The organism is Ruegeria sp. AA6 (assembly GCF_056542865.1).
Genome location: NZ_JBQGAN010000004.1, coordinates 101,480 through 117,736, shown reverse-complemented (window position 1 = coordinate 117,736; position 16,257 = coordinate 101,480). Strand labels below are relative to the sequence as shown.

Here is a 16,257-nt window from a genome sequence, read left to right as displayed (position 1 = left end):
CCTACTGCGCAGCAGCGTTGGTCAATTTGGCCAAGGCCCCACGCATCTTTTCAACTACAGGCGAGCTTTCTACATCGTCGAGTTCGTCCATGGTCTCTTTTGGGTCTTCATAGGCCAACCAAACCTGACCGTTTTCGTCCTCATAGGCCTGTACCTTCAGTGGCAGGAACAGCCCGGCGCGTGGGTCGATCTGCATGGCCGGCGTACCCAGTGCCGGATTGCCGAAGATCAGCACTTGATTGGCGGGAATTGTCAGTCCGACCTTTTCAGCTCCAGCCGCGTGGTCAATCCGAGCAAATACGGTCGCGCCCGCGTTTCCAACCGCAGCCTCAAGCGCATCCAGCGCCTCGGACACAGATTTATCCGTGTTTACCTTGATGATATCATCTGCCATCGCCGCGACGGTTCCTACGAAAATGAAAGCGGTCGTGAGAAAAAGTTTACGCATCTCATTGAACTCCTAATGAATTTGGGGACAGTTTCCATGTGATTAAGAGATGTGACAATCACAAGTCTGGCATCGGCGGGGCTTTGCCGGTTCGGCACAGCATTGATCCGATTAGCGTTCAAGCTCCCACAATCGATCTCAATCCGTAAACAATTAAGGGCGAACGAGGTGAATTTGCACTGATCAGCCGCAAAAAGGTCAAGGTTCGCCAATTCGGCTGGATCGCAATCTTATGCCGGAGTTTCATCGTGTCCTATTCGAAGGCATCGCAGTCAATGGAAAATTGGCGCCACTATGCTCCGGTCGTCAGTTTCTGCGCATCAATTTTTGCCAGCGCCAGCCTGTTATTTTTTGTTCAACCGCTGTTTGCCAAGCTTGTTCTGCCCAAGATTGGCGGAACGCCAGCGGTCTGGACCACCGCCATGCTGTTTTTCCAGTTGATGCTGATCCTCGGGTATCTATACGCCCATATGCTGACCCGCTGGTTTACCCTTCGCTGGCAGCTTGTGACGCATCTGACCTTATGGGTGCTGGCGCTTGGCTTTCTGCCCCTGGCCACGCAGGAAGGCTGGAGGTTTGATTCCTCGCAATCAATCGCCCTGCAAACGCTTGCGTTGTTTGCAGTTGGTGTAGGTGTTCCGTTTGCGGTGTTATCCGCGAACGCGCCGTTGCTGCAAGCTTGGTATTCGCGCTCAGGCGGGCCGTCGGCCAATGACCCCTATTTTCTATATGCGGCCAGCAATGTCGGCTCGCTGTTGGCCCTGCTGGCCTTTCCATTGGTTGCCGATCCTTTCTACGGCGCGCGGGATATCAGCCTGTTCTGGTCCGTCGGCTTTGCCGTTTTTGGTGTTCTGCTGGCGATCAGCGGCGTGATTGCGTTGCGCGGCCCGTCAGGCGCTACGCTTCCGCAAGAACCGAGCGGGGCCAGCAGCGCCCTGAATGCAAAGACAATTGCCACTTGGGTTTTCATTGCCTTTGTCCCCTCGTCGCTGATGCTGGCCACCACAACCAAGCTCAGCATAGACCTTGGGTCCATCCCGCTGATCTGGGTCGTGCCTCTGGCCACCTATATCCTGACATTCATTCTGGCCTTCGCAAAGCGGCAACCAAACACTTTGGAGAGCCTGAAAATCCCGGTTCTACTTGCCATGGCAATCAGCGTGGCCCTGCTTTTCAGAATAGGATCGGCGCAACTGCCTCTGGCGGCAATGTTGGTTTACATTCCGCTTCTTTATCTGGTCGCCATGTTTGCACACCGGCTTCTCTACGAGATGCGCCCCCCTGCCGAGCATCTGACGACCTTCTACCTTGCTCTCTCGGTTGGAGGTGCCTGTGGCGGGTTGTTCAATTCTATCATCGCGCCCGCCTTGTTCGACCGAGAGATTGAGTTCGCTCTAACCTTGCTTGCTGCTGGCGGGCTGTTCCTGATCCAAACTGGAACCTTCAAACTGCGCCAAGCTATGCTGGGCTTTGCCGTGGCCGCTCCTCTAGCTTTCGCGTTGGCGAGATTGAACGAAGGAACCGCGACTGATACAAATACGCTCCCCACGATTGTATCAACCATTCTGGTCGCCGGTGTTTTGTTGAGCTTCAGAAACAGACCGACACGGATAGTGGCAGCTATTCTTATCTTACTGGCGCCGACCTTGCTTCCAACAACCGATGTTCACTTCCGCGACCGCAGCTTTTTCGGAACACACGCGGTTTATGATCGGGACGGCTTTCGGGTCTACAAGAACGGCACCACCATTCATGGCGGGCAAAGGCTGACCGCGTCTGGTGTCCGTCCGATTGGGTCATCTTACTATCATCCGGACGGTCCGATGGCCGAAGTTTTGACCTCAGAATATGGGCGGACCTCGGATAGCATCGGTATCGTTGGCCTCGGGACCGGTGCGCTGGCTTGCTATCGACAGCCACACCAAACCTGGGATTTCTTCGAGATCGATGAGACCGTCGACCGGATCGCCCGCGACCCGGCGCTATTCACCTACATGTCAGAATGCGCCCCCGAGGCGGCCACCCATTTGGGGGATGCGCGCATAGTATTGGCGCATCAGAAATTCGCATTCGATATCATGGTTCTGGATGCCTACAGTTCGGACGCAATTCCCTTGCACCTGATTACTTTGGAAGCGATCCAAACCTATATGAGCCAGTTGACCCGGGATGGGATTTTGGTTTTCCACATTTCCAACAAGTACTACGATTTGGCACCGCAACTGGCCCGATCTGCGGAACTTCTTGGTCTGCACGCCGCGATCAAGTGGGACACAGTCGACGAACAGGCGGCGCGACAGGGCGCATCAAACTCGCTTGTCGCAATCCTGAGCCGCGATAAAAACCAAACCGGTGCGTTCATTGAAACAGGTGCGTGGAAGCCCATGGCTTCCGATGGCCACATTGCCTGGACCGACGACAAGGCCAATCTGCTTTCCGCACTTAGAATATTGGCGCACTAAAAATGCAGCGCTAAGCCTCATTCAATACAGTTAAGCGATTTGAAACCTCTCCACTCTGGCATCGGATGGGCTTTGCCGGTAGAGGTGCCCTCAATAGAGGACACCCCATGCTAAAAACCCGCATCATTCCCTGTCTGGATGTCGCCGATGGCCGTGTGGTCAAGGGCGTAAACTTTGTCGGTCTGCGCGATGCAGGCGACCCGGTGGAATCCGCCAAGGCCTATGACGCTGCCGGTGCGGATGAGATTTGTTTTCTGGACATTCACGCCACTCACGAAAACCGCGGCACGATGTTTGACGTGGTGCAACGCACTGCCGAACAGTGCTTTGTCCCCCTAACCGTGGGTGGCGGGGTTCGCACCAAAGACGACGTGCGCGCCCTGCTATTGGCAGGTGCCGACAAAGTCAGCTTTAACTCAGCCGCTGTGGCCAACCCGGATGTGATCGCAGAATCGGCAGATCAATTCGGCAGCCAATGCATCGTCTGCGCCATAGACGCCAAGACTGTCAGCCCCGGCAAGTGGGAGATTTTCACTCATGGCGGTCGTAAGCCAACTGGTATCGACGCTGTTGAGTTCGCCAAAACCGTTGTCGCCAAAGGTGCAGGTGAGATTCTGCTGACCTCGATGGATCGCGACGGCACCAAGGCGGGATTCAACCTGCCCTTGACCCGTGCGATTTCGGATGCGGTGGACGTGCCGGTGATCGCCTCGGGCGGCGTCGGAAATCTGGACCACCTGGTCGAAGGCGTCACCGAAGGTGGGGCCAGCGCCGTGCTGGCCGCCTCGATCTTCCACTTCGGCGAATACACAATCCGCGAGGCCAAGGAACACATGGCCGCCGCTGGCATCCCGATGAGGCTGACATGAGCATTCTGCACGATCTGGCCGCAACCATAGAAGCTCGCAAAGGCGCCGATCCGGATTCCAGCTGGACCGCAAAACTGTTGGCCAAAGGTCCCGAGAAATGCGCCGAGAAATTCGGGGAAGAGGCCGTCGAGGCGATCATCGAAGCCGTCAAGGATGACAAGGCGGGGCTGACGGCCGAGGCTGCGGATGTGCTTTATCACCTGTTGGTGATGCTGGCCGCACGCGACGTGGCGCTTGACGATGTGCTGACCGAATTGGCCCGTCGTCAAGGCGTCAGTGGCATAGCCGAAAAAGCTGCGCGCCCCAAAGGGTAACCGACGGGGTTCCGTCCTTTCGCGTCCGCCTTTATGATCGGGCTTCACGGTCCACAGATCAAAGGGCGCAAGAATGATCAGAGCTTTGGCCATTGTTCTGGCCCTTGTGACGCTGTCAGCGTGCGCAACACCACCCGCAACGACCGGAGACGAGGTTCAGCGACTGGCGACCAAAATCCAAAGCCTCGGCCCTGACATCGACCCCGAAGAGGCTGATCGAGCCGCGAGGATTGCATACTCCTACACCGCGCAATTGGTACAGGAGTATGAGATCACCGACCCTCCGCTGATTCACAATGCCAAGGTCAACAAGGGCCTGCGCCCGCGCGGCCTGTGTTGGCACTGGGCCGAAGATATCGAACGTCGGCTGAAACAAGAAAACTTCCAGACGCTTGAACTGCATCGCGCCATTGCAAATGCGGATAACCCGTTCCGAATAGACCACAGCACCGCCATTATCAGCCGCAAGGGCGAGACGATGTATGATGGCGTGGTTCTTGATCCTTGGCGCTATGGCGGGGTGTTGTTCTGGTCACTCTTGGTAGAAGATACAAAGTATGAATGGGTACCGCGCGACGTCGTTCTGGAAAAGCGCCGCGCGGAACAATACGGTGAATTGCTACCCTATTCCGGAGGGTAGTTTTCAAAGCTTGGACGAGATTACCCCAGTCGCAAACCCACCCATGCGCAATTCGCCAAACAAACGCTGATATTCAATCTTGGGGCAGCGGTTCATCACCACATCGACCCCACGCGCCTGCGCGGTTGCAGCGGCTTCAGGGTGTTCGACGCCGATTTGCATCCAGACCGTGCGAAGGTTCGGGAATGCAGCCAAGGCCTCATCAACTATGGGCGGGACGGCTTCGGACCGGCGGAAGATATCGACCATGTCCACGGGCTCGGAAATCTCGGTCAGCGAGGCCCTGACGGTCTGACCAAACAACTCTGTCCCGGCATGGCCCGGATTGACCGGAATGACCGTATACCCTTTCAACGACAGATACCGCGCCACGTAATAGCTGGGCCGCACTGGGTTCATCGAAACGCCGACCACTGCAATCACTTTGGTGCGCTGTAGGATCTCTTTCAGATGGGCATCGGTGTGTTCAGTCATGCCTGCACCCTAGTCGCTGTGTCCAAAAGAAAAAAGCGCCCAGGTCGGACCTGAGCGCCAGTTGTTGGAACGAGGGACAGTGAAATGACCCGCGGCAGTTCCGTTCCGCGGTCACTGTGACATTTAGGCATAAGTTGAGAGAAAAAAAGAGGTCACGCGCATTTTTGTGATGACATGTCACAAAAAGCGGAATGTCGCCTATTCCTCGTACAGGATCACGGGCCAGTGCGCCTCGGCCATCCGAATATAGGCGGCCGTGTTCTGGCGCCACATACGTTCAATCTCGGGCGAGTGGGTCAGGTACAGACGGCCATTCACCAATTGCCAGGCAGTCGGGTCCGTGCTGAGCAATGCGCCCTGCGCCATAGCGTATGCGCAATACCCGCCGAACTGAGGCGCAAAGGCACGTGGATCGCGCTCGAACGTTTCACGGTTTGCAACTGACGCAAAATGCCACTCGGCCCCTTTCCACGTGATAGCGTGCTCTGGCTGCCCTTGGACGGGTGCGTCTTCGGTGAAATAAGACACAGCATCATACCCAGCTATCGCCGCTCCATCCGTTTTGTAGAAAACAGACTTAACTTGCGCCTGAGCAGTAGGGGCAAATACAGAGGCGGTCATCGCGCCAAGCAGGTAACGTCGAGTCAGCATCACAGAATTCGGATCAGAAACTTCAGGCTCTCAAAATGCAACATTTCTGGCCGAGTGAAACCCCAATTAACGTGGTTGTGAACGTCTGTGGTGCAATTCCGACCGTCAATCAAAGATGTCTTCGATCACATCCCACGCCTCGTCCATCACGCGTGAGAACATGCTCTTTTTCTTTTTTTGCTTCTTTTTCTTTTGGCAAACCGGCGTTTTAACCGTGTCGCGCTTTGCCTTGCCCTCAGTCAGTTTGCGCTTGGGAACCATCTTGAGGTCGTGCAGCGGCGCGCCGCAACTGGAACAGCTCAGTTCATGGCGCTGCTGCCCTTTCAGAACCAGCGCGGCGCGAGTCCCGCAATAACAGCAGGTGGCGATTTTTGATGGGCTTGGAATGACGCTCTCCTGTTTATCTGTGCCTTGAGGCATATAGGGCAATTGCAGCGGCATTTGAGACGTTGAGCGATCCAAACCCGCCTGCTGCGTCGATTTTCACCAGTTGATCAACGGTTTCCTTGGTTTTCTGCCGCAATCCCGGCCCCTCGGCCCCCAGAACCAAAGCCACCGGCTGATCCAGTTTGCCACCCAAAGCCGTTTCGATGGTTTGGTCTGCCTCACCGTCCAGACCCAACACGAGGAACCCCATATCCTGAAGCTCTACAATAGCATCAGCCAAATTGCGAACGCGCAGATAGGGTTGACGCTCCAGCGCACCACTGGCGGTCTTGGCCAGCGCTCCGGTTTCCGGCGCGGAATGGTGTCGTGTGCCAATAACCGCACTGGCACCCAGCACCTCAGCCGAGCGCAGAATCGCCCCGACATTGTGTGGGTCGGTCACGCGGTCCAGAAGAATCACACGAGGATGTTCGCGGCCAATGCAATTCTCTGCCAATCCACCCCATTCCAGCGGCTTCACCTCAAGCGCTGCGCCCTGATGGACGGAGCCCGGATCAATTGGCGCCGTGAATTTGCGCGGATCGACCATTTCGGCCTCGATCCCAGCAAATTCAATCGCTTCGGCCAGTTTATCTTGCGCATTTCGCGTCACGATCAGTCGCAGTTTCTGCCGTTTGGGATTCATCAGCGCATCGCGCACAGCGTGCAGGCCGAACAGCCAGACAGTTTCCGCAGCGGCAGCTTTGCGCGCCTGTTCCTTTTCGACGACCCACTTGGGTTTCTTCATTTTCTTGGGCCTCCGGGCCGGGAATTCGGTTTCCTGCGTCAAAGCGGAATTTTCCTGTTGACGCTCCTTTAAGGCGCTAGTAATCACGCCTCCACGTCAGGTGCAACGCCTGACAGTGGGCGACAGGCCGCAAGGTGTGGCAGGGGACTGTAACTCCCTCGCGGAGACGCACGCCTGGTTCGATTCCAGGGTCGCCCACCATCTTCCTCAGATGGTTACAAAGTGCAACGGGCCGCTAGTTCTGCAGAACGCCCCATTCTTCCGCGATTTTCCCTCCCCGCACGGCCAGCACCACCCCGAACTGGTTTAGAACGGCCTCGCTTTGGCTTGGGCGCAGCAATGCGATATCGCCGGGCGCAGCCGAGGCGGATCGCGAACCGGTCCAGACCTCTTGATTGGTGGATCGCCCAAAGATCGACGAATAGCCAAAACCCTCGGGGAAAATCGGTTTGGCCCGAAAGTATCCCCCGAAAATCGCAAGGTCCGCCTTTCGACGCGGCAGAAATTCCAACCCAGGCAGGGAATTGCCCGGCATCGTTTTCAGGACCGGTGTGGCAATGAAGGCCGCGGGCTGAAAGTTTTGGGTCATGGCATGGTCGAAGTCGCTGGGTTTGACCAATACCGAGCCAAAGGCAACTTCGGTCGGGGGTCCGCCCGAACGGTAGGACTGAAAGGTCAAGCTGCCCCCGGTGTTCAGACACAACCCGTTTGCATCATTTGGCAATTGAGACACTGCCCGACTATATCTTGCCGAACTGCTCCGCACTGCGCGTCCGCGCAGGAAACCCGGCAGCTTGGCCAAATGTGCCTCGTACCCCATGACACCAGATAGACGGGCATAGGGGTTGGCCTCGATCTCTTGCACGACTGCCCTGATCTGATGAGGTTGAAACCCGCCCCGATGCAAGCCGATGTCAACCTCAAGCGAAAAACGAAGCGCGGACTGCCGTTCCATCGCAAGGTTCAAATACTCCCGCAATCTTTCAGGGGAATCGATCAGCCATTGGACACGCGCGGCAGCGTCAGGGCATGTGCCAAGCACCCGTGCCGCCGAATTGACCGGCAGCGGTTTGCCAATCAGGTGATCGGTTTTGTCCTCGGCCTGCAGCAGGGTCTTTAACATCGGCTCGGAAAAGGTCATCAGACCCGATGCCGGGATTTGCGAACGAATGTGGTTCAGCAATGGTAGGCTCGGCAAGGATTTGGCGACCAGACGGCGAGCCAGCACCTTATCCGCGGCTTGCAACGCCAATGCACAATTCGCGTCCAAGCGATCCAGATCAATCACCGCAACCGGCTGGTCGACGCCATAAGCCCGCAGTGTGTCCGACAGCGATTGCAGGTAGGTCGTCATGGGCGGAACAGCTTTGCCAATTCAGGCGTCAGGAATTTGCCTGTCGGGTCCAGTTTTTCCCGCAGCGCGCAGAACCGGTCGAAATCCGGGTACATGGTAGAGAGATCTTTGTAAGTCAGGCTGTGCATCTTGCCCCAATGGGGGCGCCCGCCTGCCTCGACAAACAACGGTTCCATTGCGCCGAAGTATCGACGGTGATCCTCGTCCGCGTTTGTGTGGATGGCAATGGAAACCCGCGGCCCACCCTGAAACGGAGACAGACAGGCGTTATCGCCTGCGGTCTGGCGTACTTCGATCGGGAAATAGATGTCCTTGTGGTCGCGTTCCAGACGGGTAATGACCTCTTTCAACACGTCACCGGCCACATCGGGCGGCAGATGGTATTCCATCTCATTGAACCGGATACGCCGGTCGCTGCACAGCACGCGCCAGCTTTCGCCCACATAGTCTTCGTCGGATTGCGCCATGGTCAGCAGTTTAAGCAAAGCGGCACGCAACCCGCTGCTGAACTTACCCGCATTGCGCGCCAGCTTCATTACCGTCACGGCGATCATGTCCAGATCGCGCGGTACTTTGCCTTCGGGTTCGTCTGTTATCTCGTGGCGTAGTTCGACGGTCTTGCCTGTGAAAGAGACATAGAAGAACTCGAAATTCCGGTTCTCGGCCCAGTTCTGGTGCATGTTTGCAATGCTGTCCTGTAGATCAGCCAATCGCACCCGACGGCGCAGATTGTATTTAGGCACGACCGAGATTTGCGCCTCGGTCAGAACACCAAGCATCCCCAGAGTGACCTTGGCCATCTCAAGCGGGATGTCGTCGGTGGACAGGATCTCTCCGCCCGCGCCCACCATCTTTGCCGCTGTGATTTCCGCGGCAAGGCAAGGCAGAGTGCTGCCGGTGCCATGCGTTGCAGTCGAGACCGCCCCGGCCAGCGATTGTGTGTTGATGTCGCCAAGATTGCGGAATGCCAGCCCTTGCCCCGCCAAGGCAGGCGACAGATCGTATAGCCGGGCATTGGCGTTGACCCAAACCTGATCGCCACTGATCTCTCCCACGTTTGGTAGGTTCAGGCTCGAAAGATCCAGTATCCGGTCACCCCCGGCAACGATGGGCGTAAAGGAATGTCCCGCGCCTACAACACGCAGGCTGCCGGATTGGGCCGCAGTTTGCTGCAAGTCAGTGACAGAGGTCGGCTGCACAATCGGCGTGTACGCCTGCTGGTTTCCTGCCCAGTTTTTCCACATCTGCACTCTCCTCCGGGATCGAGGATTGCAGCACATGTGGATTGAAACAAGATGGGTTTACAGAGACTTACGCAACGGCATTTTACCTCAGGCCGCAGCCGCGCGCTGTGAATTCACACGTTCGAACCACGCTACGATGGCCTCAAGATCGGGCTCGATCTGCTCGGCAGCACCGTCCGTGAAGGTCTGGAATTTTTCGCTATTCAGCCCATTCACACCAACCAGCACCGGTATGTCCTGCGCCAGCGCCTCGGCGATTACAGGGCGGAAACCCCGCCCATCGGATTCATGCTTGCCAAACTTGTTGATGATCAGAAGTTCCGGCGCATTTTCCAGTGAACTGCTGACCAGCCCCACGGCCTGCTCCAAAGCAGCTGGGTCCAGACGGCACCCCCGCGCGTGCTCACCCAGCGACTGCGAGATACGGATGGTTTCACCGTCCGGCAGAACGCGAACGTCCATGTCGCACTTGCTGCTGTCGGCGCATTCGGTGTTGGTCTGTACCACACCGGCCAGACGGGCATCCTTGGACAACAGGTGTTCGGCAACCGCGCTCAGCAAGCGATCGGTCGCGCCACGGTCGGTGGTTGTGACATAGGCCAGATACATTGAAAGACCCTCGTAGTCTAAAGTGTGACGATTCAGATAGCACGCATGACCCGGCCCGACCACTCCCTGCGTTAAGGAAGGGGTGAAAGGCCGATCACAGAGGCGTGCAGGTGAAGCAGAACGGCAAAAACCGCAAGCGCGACCAGCCCGATCCACAGGCTGGGCCAAGGGGTCGGGGCACGCAAAGAAAACCGCGCGGTGTTTCGCGACAGGCGAGTCCATTCGATCCCCATGTCGCGCGCCTTGCGCCGGTCAATCAAGACCATGCCCCAAGCGGCAAACCCCGCAAACAGGCCGAACAGAATGACATGCGACAGGCTTCCGTTGGCCAACAGGTGCGCCAGCGCCCACAGCATCAAGGCCGCAAGAAGCGGGTGCCGCGTGGTTCGCAGGATACCGGGGTTTTCCGGGTCAAACGGGCGGTGCCCCAGCCCACCAAAGGAAAACGGATTTTGGATCGTCAGCCCGGCCACAGCAAGCCAGCACACGACCGGCATGACCAGCAGCGGAAACCAGCGTAGAATGGCAAAGGGCGGGATCACCTCAACATAAGGCGCTTGGGCGGCTGCGACGATTAGCCACCCCAACACCAACAGAGACAAGACGGAATAGGCGGCAAAATATCCCCTGCGCCCCATCGCTTCGATCAAGCGGCCACGCATTGCGGGCCGCGCCGGAATGGCGTGGGTCAGTAGAAACGTGACAAGTGCGGCAAGGAATAAGGTCCAACCCAACATATTGGTCTCCGTCAGCATTCATTCCGATTTAGGCCCCACATGCAGGATGGTCTTTGTCCGAAGTCAAGTAGAACACGGGGCTGGGGTGCTCTTCGCAAGCTCAATGCTTCTTGCAACCGGGCGTAGAACACGCAACTCTGCGGGCGGAGGACTCGGATGCACCATTTCGACGAGATTTACGCCATGGCCGCCAAGCGGCACGGCGGTCCAGACGCCTTGGAGGCAAAGCTAACCAAACCCAAAAGCGTGGACGAGCTGGCCGCCCTGCCCGATGATCGTTGGCTGTCGATCATCACCAAATGCATCTTTCAGGCTGGCTTCAATTGGAAAGTCATCGAAAACAAGTGGGACGGGTTTGAGACCGCTTTCGATGGTTTTGACGTCGGGCGTTGCGCATTCATGGATGATGAAAAGTTCGATGCCCTGCTTCAGGACAAGCGCATTGTGCGAAACGGCACCAAGATCGCCACGGTTAGGGACAATGCGGCTTTTCTTCTTGAGCTGCGTCAGGAAGGTGGCGTGGGTCACATTCTGGGTGGCTGGCCCTCGACCGACTACATTGGCTTGCTTGCGATGCTGGCGAAACGCGGGTCACGTCTGGGTGGGGCCTCGGCCCAATACGCCATGCGCTTTGCCGGGCGCGACAGTTTCATCCTATCGCAGGATGTAACTGCGCGTCTGATTGCCGAAGGGGTGATCGACAAAACTCCGACTTCCAAGAAAGCGATGGCGGCCGTCCAGGACGCATTCAACACGTGGACGGATCAATCCGGGCGGTCGCTGACGGAGATAAGCCGCGTATTGGCGATGAGCTTGTGAAAACCAGTTGCAGAGCGAACGCTTCGCATTAGGCTTCAAGTATGGCTTGGCGTATTTTGATGACGTTTTTATTCTTGCTGGCCTCCTGCGGTCGTCCATTGACGGATCAGGAGCGCGCCTTTGCAAGTGCCGTTCAGGGCGACACGCTGGATCTGGATCGCGTACGCCTGGTCGAGGGCGCGCCAGTGGTGCCGATAACCTATTACCGCAAATCCCGCCCACGCCTTGCCTGCCGTGAACGCATTCTACCACCTCCGAAAGAGGGGGTTGTCACCGGAAAACCCGCCGCTGTAGCGCTGTTCAACAAGGTCTATTTCACGCAGGACTGGTATCTCGAGGACTATATGTCCGAGTTCCCGGAACAGATGAACCTGATCGCCGCCATGTTGCTGGCACATGAGCTGACTCATGTCTGGCAGTGGCAGAACCGGAAGATCACGGGCTATCACCCGATGCGCGCTGCAGCCGAACATAGCGGCAAACAAGACCCCTACCTGTTTGATCTGGAAACATCGCCCGATTTTCTGTCTTACGGGTTCGAACAGCAGGGTGCCATCGTCGAGGAGTATATCTGCTGCCGGGCGCTGGACCCGCAGGCCCCCCGTACGCAGCGCTTGCACGACATGTTAGGGGCGCATTTCGATGTGGCGCCGCTGCCGACCCAACCGCGCGAGCGCGATATTGTGATCCCTTGGGCTGGTGCGGAAATCGAAGGCATCTGCCACTAGGCTCTACTGCCCCTGCAGCGTCTCAAGATATGCGACCAGATCCACAATCGGCTGGCTGGTCAGAATCGGCTGCCCCTCGGGCGTTTTCATCGACGTGTCCTGCCCGTCAAAATACGGCCCGTAGACAGGCATCGGGCTGCCATGGCTGACCAGTGGATCGCGCCCGTCGATCCGCGCGACGACGCGGGCAGTTGGGAAAACACCATTCTCATCGGCCAGTTTGGTCAGGTCGACCGGCTGAATGACCAACACGCCGGCCATCGGCCCATGCCCTGTTGCGTCGATCCCGTGACAGGTCGCGCAGTAATGTTGATACAGTTCGGCACCGGTATCCACGTCTTGCGCAGTGGCCTGCGAGGCAGCCACGAGCACCCCGATTGAAATTGCCGTCATTAGCGGTCTGATCATCGTATCCTCCTGCCCCAATTGACATTTGCAGGCTTGCCCGCCGGACAGCTTGGCGCAATGATCCAGATCAACGCAGCAGGAGGATACGGGCAATGACACAATACGCAGCCATCATGCTGGCCGCCGGGATTGGCGTTCCGATCCTTGCTGCACTGAACGCGGCCCTCGGGAAGCTGATCGGGTCCCCAACCACCGCCGCTGTCATTTTGTTTGCCATCGCGTTCGGAGCATCTGCGCTAGTGATGCTGGCCTTCCCGGGAACGGCGGCGCTGGCCAAAGCCGCGCAGGCCCCCAAACATCTTTTGCTTGCAGGTGTGTTGATTGCCTTTTACGTCCTGTCGATCACACATGTTGCGCCGCATTTCGGCGTTGGTAATGCGGTGTTCTTTGTACTTTTGGGGCAGCTGATCAGTACCGCAGCCATCGACCATTTCGGACTGTTCGGCGCGCAAGTCACTCCTCTGACTTGGGTACGAGCAGGCGGGATCGCGGTTATGGCGGCTGGTGTAGCCATCACTCAACTGGCTTGAGCACCCCGCCCTCCAACCGCAGTTTCCGGTCCATCCGTGCCGCCAGATCCATGTTGTGCGTAGCGATCAGCGCTGAAAGCCCCTCGTCTCGCACCAGCGCCATCAGCGCATCGAATACCTGATCCGACGTCTCCGGGTCCAGATTGCCCGTTGGCTCATCCGCCAGCAGGACGCGTGGCTTATTGGCCAGCGCCCGACAGAAGGCCACACGCTGTTGCTCGCCACCCGACAGCGCCGCCGGGCGGTGATCCGCGCGCGGTGCAACGCCGACTCGGTCCAGCAACGACATTGCTCTGTCATGCGCTGCTTTCTCGGAAACACCATTGGCCAACTGCGGCAAGGTGATGTTTTCCAGCGCGGTGAACTCGGGCAGCAAATGGTGGAACTGATAGACGAACCCCACATCCTGCCGCCGCAGGGCGGTGCGGGTGCGATCCCCTTTGCCCTTTACACTCTGCCCCGCAATTTCAACCGAGCCGCCATCGGGCATGTCCAGTAACCCTGCGATATGCAGCAGGGTCGACTTGCCAGCCCCAGAGGGCGCAACCAGCGCCACCGCCTCGCCCGCGCGCAGTTCCAGATCAGCACCGCGCAGCACTTGAACCTCTCCGGGAGTGCCTTTCAGGTAGGTCTTGGTCAAACCGCTCAGCCGCATCGTCACATCATTCATAGCGCAGCGCCTCGACCGGATTCAGCCGCGCCGCGCGGCGGGCGGGAAAATAAGTGACAAAGAAGGACAGGCCCAGCGACAGGCCAATCGCCTTCAGCACATCGGACAGATGCAACTCGGCGGGCAACGCATAGATGCCGCGAATGGAGGGGTCCCACACACCGCCGCCCATGACAAAGTTCACGAATGAGAAAATCGGGTCGATATAGATTGCAAACAGGCAGCCCAGAACCACGCCCATCACGGTCCCGATGATCCCGGTGAACGCACCGCAGATGAAAAACACGCGCAGGACCGAGCCTTCACTCAGACCGATGGTTCGCAGGATGCCGATATCACGCCCTTTGTTTTTCACCAGCATGATCAGCCCCGAGACAATATTCATCGCCGCGATCAGCACAAGGATCGACAGGATGATAAACATCACGTTGTCTTCAACTTCCAACGCGCGCAGGAACCCGCCCGAGGCGTCCTGCCATGTCCAAATCTGGCTCCGCTCGCCTGATGCCTGGAGGATCGGGATCAGAATAGGCGTCAGGTTCTCGGGTGCATCGACCATCACTTCAATCTCATCGGCCACACCCTCGCGGTTGAAAAAGCTCTGCGCCTGTTCGAACGGCATGTAGACGCGCGTGCGGTCGATATCGTACCGCCCCGCCGAGAACACATAGACCACGCGATACGCATTCACCCGTGGAGATGTACCAAAAGCGGTCTTTACACCATTGGGAGAGGTGAGTTTAACGATATCTCCAACTGTTGCCCCGATGCTGCGCGCGACCCCTGATCCAATGGCGATCACATCCTCGCCGTTCTGGAATTCAGACAGATCGCCCACGGCCTGCTCGCTTTCCGCAACGCCCGGCAAGTCCAGCAGATCGTCAGGTTGGATTCCAAATACCTCTACCCCGCTGCTGCGGTCGCGATTGGTGATCAGCACCTGCCCTTTCACCAAGGGCGCGGCGCGCTGGACACCCGGCACCTGTGCGATGCGATCGGCGACAGCGGCGTAATCCTCGATCGTCCGGTCCAGCCGCCCTTGCGCATCGAAATTACCTGCCGAGTAAACCGTGACATGCGCGTTGGCGCCCAGAATGGTACCCACGAATTCAGAACGGAACCCAGACCGCACAGCCAAGGTTGCTATCAAGGCAAACACGGCCAGCGTGATCCCAATCAGCGAAATCCATGTCATCACGCTGACACCACCTTCGGCCTTGCGCGCACGCAGGTACCGCCAGGCGATTTTCCATTCAAATGGGGCAAAGGGCGGGGGCGTCTTGGCCATATCTGCTCCGGCTTTTTTGGTTTGGCGCGACCCTTTCGGCATTTCGACGGATGGTCAAGTTGGTTATGAGGTCCATGCGCGGCAAAACCCAAATCTAAGGCTTATGCGGGGCGCGAATCACGCCCGGAGTTCACTTGATTACTTCAATTAGAGGTGAGGTAAACCCACCCAACTACACTCTTGGTTGTGATATCGTTCACAGACAAGCCGCTATTGTTTCAACTATGAAGTTAATAGGCGTTTTGCGTGTAGAACTGAACTTATAATGCAACATTTACTCTGCAACTTTGTTTCGCCTTTTGAATACCATGGGAAATTTTGTTACCCTTGAAAAAGGGGGATTTCATTGTAAGAGCGGGAGACGCTCATGTTTGTAAAGAGTGATACCAAAATGCTGGACCCGATTTTGGTCCGAAATGCATCAACCGATCTGGATTGTGAGACTGCGGCGCTGTTGCGAGCAACAATTCGCCCTGCCTTTGACACAGCGGCAAGCTGGGCCAGTTTGACCGATATCCTAAAAGATAAAGGCTACCGTCTGGCGTTCCGCCAAGGACGCTTGTGCATCACGGATCGTACAACCGGCGAAAGGGTGTGTGGGATACGCTTTTTGGGGTTCGAACTTAGGGATTTGGTCAGACGTTTGGGCCGTCCGATTGTGGTGGCACGCGGCAACAGTGCGGATGGTGACATCTTAGTTGAACGTCCGAACCCGCAAGGGACCTGAAAGCCCTGCCAAATCTCAATCTTGCGTCGCTAAGCCTTTGACGGGAGTTAGCGTGAAGTAATTGACGCGAGAAAAAATCCTCGCGTCTGGTTTCCATGATCGTCGAAATTG

The 16,257-nt window shown here is 57.4% G+C and carries 20 protein-coding genes and 1 tRNA gene; 9 read left to right on the top strand and 12 right to left on the bottom strand.

What is annotated here, in order from left to right:
- Nucleotide 1: 1 nt before the first annotated feature.
- The gene (locus ACR0LN_RS07850) at nucleotides 2–448 is read right to left on the bottom strand and encodes a DUF302 domain-containing protein (protein WP_480428877.1); all 447 of its coding nucleotides are present in this window, start codon (nucleotides 446–448) and stop codon (nucleotides 2–4) included.
- A 248-nt stretch (nucleotides 449–696) separates the two neighbouring features.
- Here ACR0LN_RS07850 and ACR0LN_RS07845 point away from each other — a divergent pair, with 248 nt between their 5' ends.
- The 4 genes from ACR0LN_RS07845 to ACR0LN_RS07830 all read left to right on the top strand — a co-directional run bounded on the left by ACR0LN_RS07845 (nucleotide 697) and on the right by ACR0LN_RS07830 (nucleotide 4,733).
- Entirely contained in the window at nucleotides 697–2,910 is a 2,214-nt protein-coding gene (locus tag ACR0LN_RS07845) for a transporter (RefSeq protein ID WP_480428875.1), read from the top strand.
- A gap of 107 nt (nucleotides 2,911–3,017) precedes the next feature.
- On the top strand, nucleotides 3,018–3,779 hold the full coding sequence (hisF, locus tag ACR0LN_RS07840; RefSeq protein WP_117872606.1) for an imidazole glycerol phosphate synthase subunit HisF: 762 nt from the start codon (nucleotides 3,018–3,020) through the stop codon (nucleotides 3,777–3,779).
- Entirely contained in the window at nucleotides 3,776–4,093 is a 318-nt protein-coding gene (locus ACR0LN_RS07835) for a phosphoribosyl-ATP diphosphatase (RefSeq protein ID WP_480428872.1), read from the top strand. Before hisF ends, ACR0LN_RS07835 begins: the two co-directional genes overlap by 4 nt.
- 73 nt (nucleotides 4,094–4,166) lie before the next feature.
- Nucleotides 4,167–4,733 carry a hypothetical protein gene (locus ACR0LN_RS07830; protein WP_480428869.1) on the top strand — a complete coding sequence of 189 codons (567 nt, stop codon included), beginning with the start codon at nucleotides 4,167–4,169 and terminating at the stop codon, nucleotides 4,731–4,733.
- 3 nt (nucleotides 4,734–4,736) lie between these two features.
- Here the strand turns inward: ACR0LN_RS07830 and ACR0LN_RS07825 are convergent, their stop codons facing one another.
- The 4 genes from ACR0LN_RS07825 to rlmB form a co-directional block, all read right to left on the bottom strand.
- Nucleotides 4,737–5,207 carry a CoA-binding protein gene (locus ACR0LN_RS07825; protein WP_480428867.1) on the bottom strand — a complete coding sequence of 157 codons (471 nt, stop codon included), beginning with the start codon at nucleotides 5,205–5,207 and terminating at the stop codon, nucleotides 4,737–4,739.
- A 198-nt stretch (nucleotides 5,208–5,405) separates the two neighbouring features.
- The gene (locus ACR0LN_RS07820) at nucleotides 5,406–5,858 is read right to left on the bottom strand and encodes a YHS domain-containing (seleno)protein (protein WP_480428865.1); all 453 of its coding nucleotides are present in this window, start codon (nucleotides 5,856–5,858) and stop codon (nucleotides 5,406–5,408) included.
- A 105-nt stretch (nucleotides 5,859–5,963) separates the two neighbouring features.
- Nucleotides 5,964–6,245 (bottom strand): hypothetical protein, encoded by a 282-nt coding sequence (locus tag ACR0LN_RS07815; RefSeq protein ID WP_480429066.1) that lies wholly within the window; start codon nucleotides 6,243–6,245, stop codon nucleotides 5,964–5,966.
- Between the two features lie 13 nt (nucleotides 6,246–6,258).
- The gene (gene rlmB, locus ACR0LN_RS07810) at nucleotides 6,259–7,032 is read right to left on the bottom strand and encodes a 23S rRNA (guanosine(2251)-2'-O)-methyltransferase RlmB (protein WP_480428864.1); all 774 of its coding nucleotides are present in this window, start codon (nucleotides 7,030–7,032) and stop codon (nucleotides 6,259–6,261) included.
- A gap of 117 nt (nucleotides 7,033–7,149) precedes the next feature.
- Between rlmB and ACR0LN_RS07805 the strand changes: the two genes are divergently transcribed.
- Nucleotides 7,150–7,233, top strand: a tRNA-Tyr gene (locus ACR0LN_RS07805).
- Between the two features lie 34 nt (nucleotides 7,234–7,267).
- Here ACR0LN_RS07805 and ACR0LN_RS07800 read toward each other — a convergent pair.
- The 4 genes from ACR0LN_RS07800 to ACR0LN_RS07785 all read right to left on the bottom strand — a co-directional run bounded on the left by ACR0LN_RS07800 (nucleotide 7,268) and on the right by ACR0LN_RS07785 (nucleotide 10,976).
- A complete protein-coding gene (locus tag ACR0LN_RS07800; RefSeq protein WP_480428862.1) occupies nucleotides 7,268–8,386 on the bottom strand; it encodes an alanine racemase in 1,119 nt (372 codons plus the stop codon).
- On the bottom strand, nucleotides 8,383–9,630 hold the full coding sequence (locus ACR0LN_RS07795; protein ID WP_480428860.1) for a D-arabinono-1,4-lactone oxidase: 1,248 nt from the start codon (nucleotides 9,628–9,630) through the stop codon (nucleotides 8,383–8,385). Before ACR0LN_RS07795 ends, ACR0LN_RS07800 begins: the two co-directional genes overlap by 4 nt.
- A gap of 87 nt (nucleotides 9,631–9,717) precedes the next feature.
- Nucleotides 9,718–10,239 carry a DUF2478 domain-containing protein gene (locus ACR0LN_RS07790; protein WP_480428858.1) on the bottom strand — a complete coding sequence of 174 codons (522 nt, stop codon included), beginning with the start codon at nucleotides 10,237–10,239 and terminating at the stop codon, nucleotides 9,718–9,720.
- Nucleotides 10,240–10,310: 71 nt separating this feature from the next.
- The gene (locus ACR0LN_RS07785; protein ID WP_480428856.1) at nucleotides 10,311–10,976 is read right to left on the bottom strand and encodes an NnrU family protein; all 666 of its coding nucleotides are present in this window, start codon (nucleotides 10,974–10,976) and stop codon (nucleotides 10,311–10,313) included.
- Nucleotides 10,977–11,132: 156 nt separating this feature from the next.
- Between ACR0LN_RS07785 and ACR0LN_RS07780 the strand changes: the two genes are divergently transcribed.
- A complete protein-coding gene (locus ACR0LN_RS07780; RefSeq protein ID WP_480428854.1) occupies nucleotides 11,133–11,795 on the top strand; it encodes a DNA-3-methyladenine glycosylase I in 663 nt (220 codons plus the stop codon).
- Between the two features lie 41 nt (nucleotides 11,796–11,836).
- On the top strand, nucleotides 11,837–12,523 hold the full coding sequence (locus ACR0LN_RS07775) for a hypothetical protein (RefSeq protein ID WP_480428852.1): 687 nt from the start codon (nucleotides 11,837–11,839) through the stop codon (nucleotides 12,521–12,523).
- Between the two features lie 3 nt (nucleotides 12,524–12,526).
- Here the strand turns inward: ACR0LN_RS07775 and ACR0LN_RS07770 are convergent, their stop codons facing one another.
- Nucleotides 12,527–12,931, bottom strand: a complete 405-nt coding sequence (locus ACR0LN_RS07770; protein ID WP_480428850.1) for a c-type cytochrome — start codon at nucleotides 12,929–12,931, stop codon at nucleotides 12,527–12,529.
- Nucleotides 12,932–13,023: 92 nt separating this feature from the next.
- Between ACR0LN_RS07770 and ACR0LN_RS07765 the strand changes: the two genes are divergently transcribed.
- The gene (locus ACR0LN_RS07765) at nucleotides 13,024–13,461 is read left to right on the top strand and encodes a DMT family transporter (RefSeq protein WP_480428848.1); all 438 of its coding nucleotides are present in this window, start codon (nucleotides 13,024–13,026) and stop codon (nucleotides 13,459–13,461) included.
- Here the strand turns inward: ACR0LN_RS07765 and ACR0LN_RS07760 are convergent.
- Entirely contained in the window at nucleotides 13,445–14,131 is a 687-nt protein-coding gene (locus ACR0LN_RS07760; RefSeq protein ID WP_480428846.1) for an ABC transporter ATP-binding protein, read from the bottom strand. The genes ACR0LN_RS07765 and ACR0LN_RS07760 overlap by 17 nt on opposite strands.
- Nucleotides 14,124–15,419, bottom strand: a complete 1,296-nt coding sequence (locus ACR0LN_RS07755) for a lipoprotein-releasing ABC transporter permease subunit (RefSeq protein WP_480428844.1) — start codon at nucleotides 15,417–15,419, stop codon at nucleotides 14,124–14,126. The genes ACR0LN_RS07760 and ACR0LN_RS07755 overlap by 8 nt, the downstream gene beginning before the upstream one ends.
- Before the next feature lie 367 nt (nucleotides 15,420–15,786).
- On the opposite strand from ACR0LN_RS07755, the gene ACR0LN_RS07750 reads away from it, so the two are divergent.
- Nucleotides 15,787–16,146, top strand: a complete 360-nt coding sequence (locus ACR0LN_RS07750) for a hypothetical protein (protein ID WP_480428843.1) — start codon at nucleotides 15,787–15,789, stop codon at nucleotides 16,144–16,146.
- Nucleotides 16,147–16,257: the final 111 nt, after the last annotated feature.

Bases quoted from the DNA above. Each gene is read 5' to 3' on its own strand.
- ACR0LN_RS07850 (WP_480428877.1), bottom strand. From the start codon at position 448: ATGCGTAAACTTTTTCTCACGACCGCTTTCATTTTCGTAGGAACCGTC.
- ACR0LN_RS07780 (WP_480428854.1), top strand. From the start codon at position 11,133: ATGCACCATTTCGACGAGATTTACGCCATGGCCGCCAAGCGGCACGGC.
- ACR0LN_RS07835 (WP_480428872.1), top strand. From the start codon at position 3,776: ATGAGCATTCTGCACGATCTGGCCGCAACCATAGAAGCTCGCAAAGGC.
- rlmB (WP_480428864.1), bottom strand. From the start codon at position 7,032: ATGAAGAAACCCAAGTGGGTCGTCGAAAAGGAACAGGCGCGCAAAGCT.
- ACR0LN_RS07820 (WP_480428865.1), bottom strand. From the start codon at position 5,858: ATGCTGACTCGACGTTACCTGCTTGGCGCGATGACCGCCTCTGTATTT.
- ACR0LN_RS07775 (WP_480428852.1), top strand. From the start codon at position 11,837: ATGGCTTGGCGTATTTTGATGACGTTTTTATTCTTGCTGGCCTCCTGC.
- ACR0LN_RS07795 (WP_480428860.1), bottom strand. From the start codon at position 9,630: ATGTGGAAAAACTGGGCAGGAAACCAGCAGGCGTACACGCCGATTGTG.
- ACR0LN_RS07760 (WP_480428846.1), bottom strand. From the start codon at position 14,131: ATGAATGATGTGACGATGCGGCTGAGCGGTTTGACCAAGACCTACCTG.
- ACR0LN_RS07790 (WP_480428858.1), bottom strand. From the start codon at position 10,239: ATGTATCTGGCCTATGTCACAACCACCGACCGTGGCGCGACCGATCGC.
- ACR0LN_RS07830 (WP_480428869.1), top strand. From the start codon at position 4,167: ATGATCAGAGCTTTGGCCATTGTTCTGGCCCTTGTGACGCTGTCAGCG.
- ACR0LN_RS07825 (WP_480428867.1), bottom strand. From the start codon at position 5,207: ATGACTGAACACACCGATGCCCATCTGAAAGAGATCCTACAGCGCACC.
- ACR0LN_RS07765 (WP_480428848.1), top strand. From the start codon at position 13,024: ATGACACAATACGCAGCCATCATGCTGGCCGCCGGGATTGGCGTTCCG.
- ACR0LN_RS07785 (WP_480428856.1), bottom strand. From the start codon at position 10,976: ATGTTGGGTTGGACCTTATTCCTTGCCGCACTTGTCACGTTTCTACTG.
- ACR0LN_RS07755 (WP_480428844.1), bottom strand. From the start codon at position 15,419: ATGGCCAAGACGCCCCCGCCCTTTGCCCCATTTGAATGGAAAATCGCC.
- hisF (WP_117872606.1), top strand. From the start codon at position 3,018: ATGCTAAAAACCCGCATCATTCCCTGTCTGGATGTCGCCGATGGCCGT.
- ACR0LN_RS07800 (WP_480428862.1), bottom strand. From the start codon at position 8,386: ATGACGACCTACCTGCAATCGCTGTCGGACACACTGCGGGCTTATGGC.
- ACR0LN_RS07750 (WP_480428843.1), top strand. From the start codon at position 15,787: ATGTTTGTAAAGAGTGATACCAAAATGCTGGACCCGATTTTGGTCCGA.
- ACR0LN_RS07770 (WP_480428850.1), bottom strand. From the start codon at position 12,931: ATGATCAGACCGCTAATGACGGCAATTTCAATCGGGGTGCTCGTGGCT.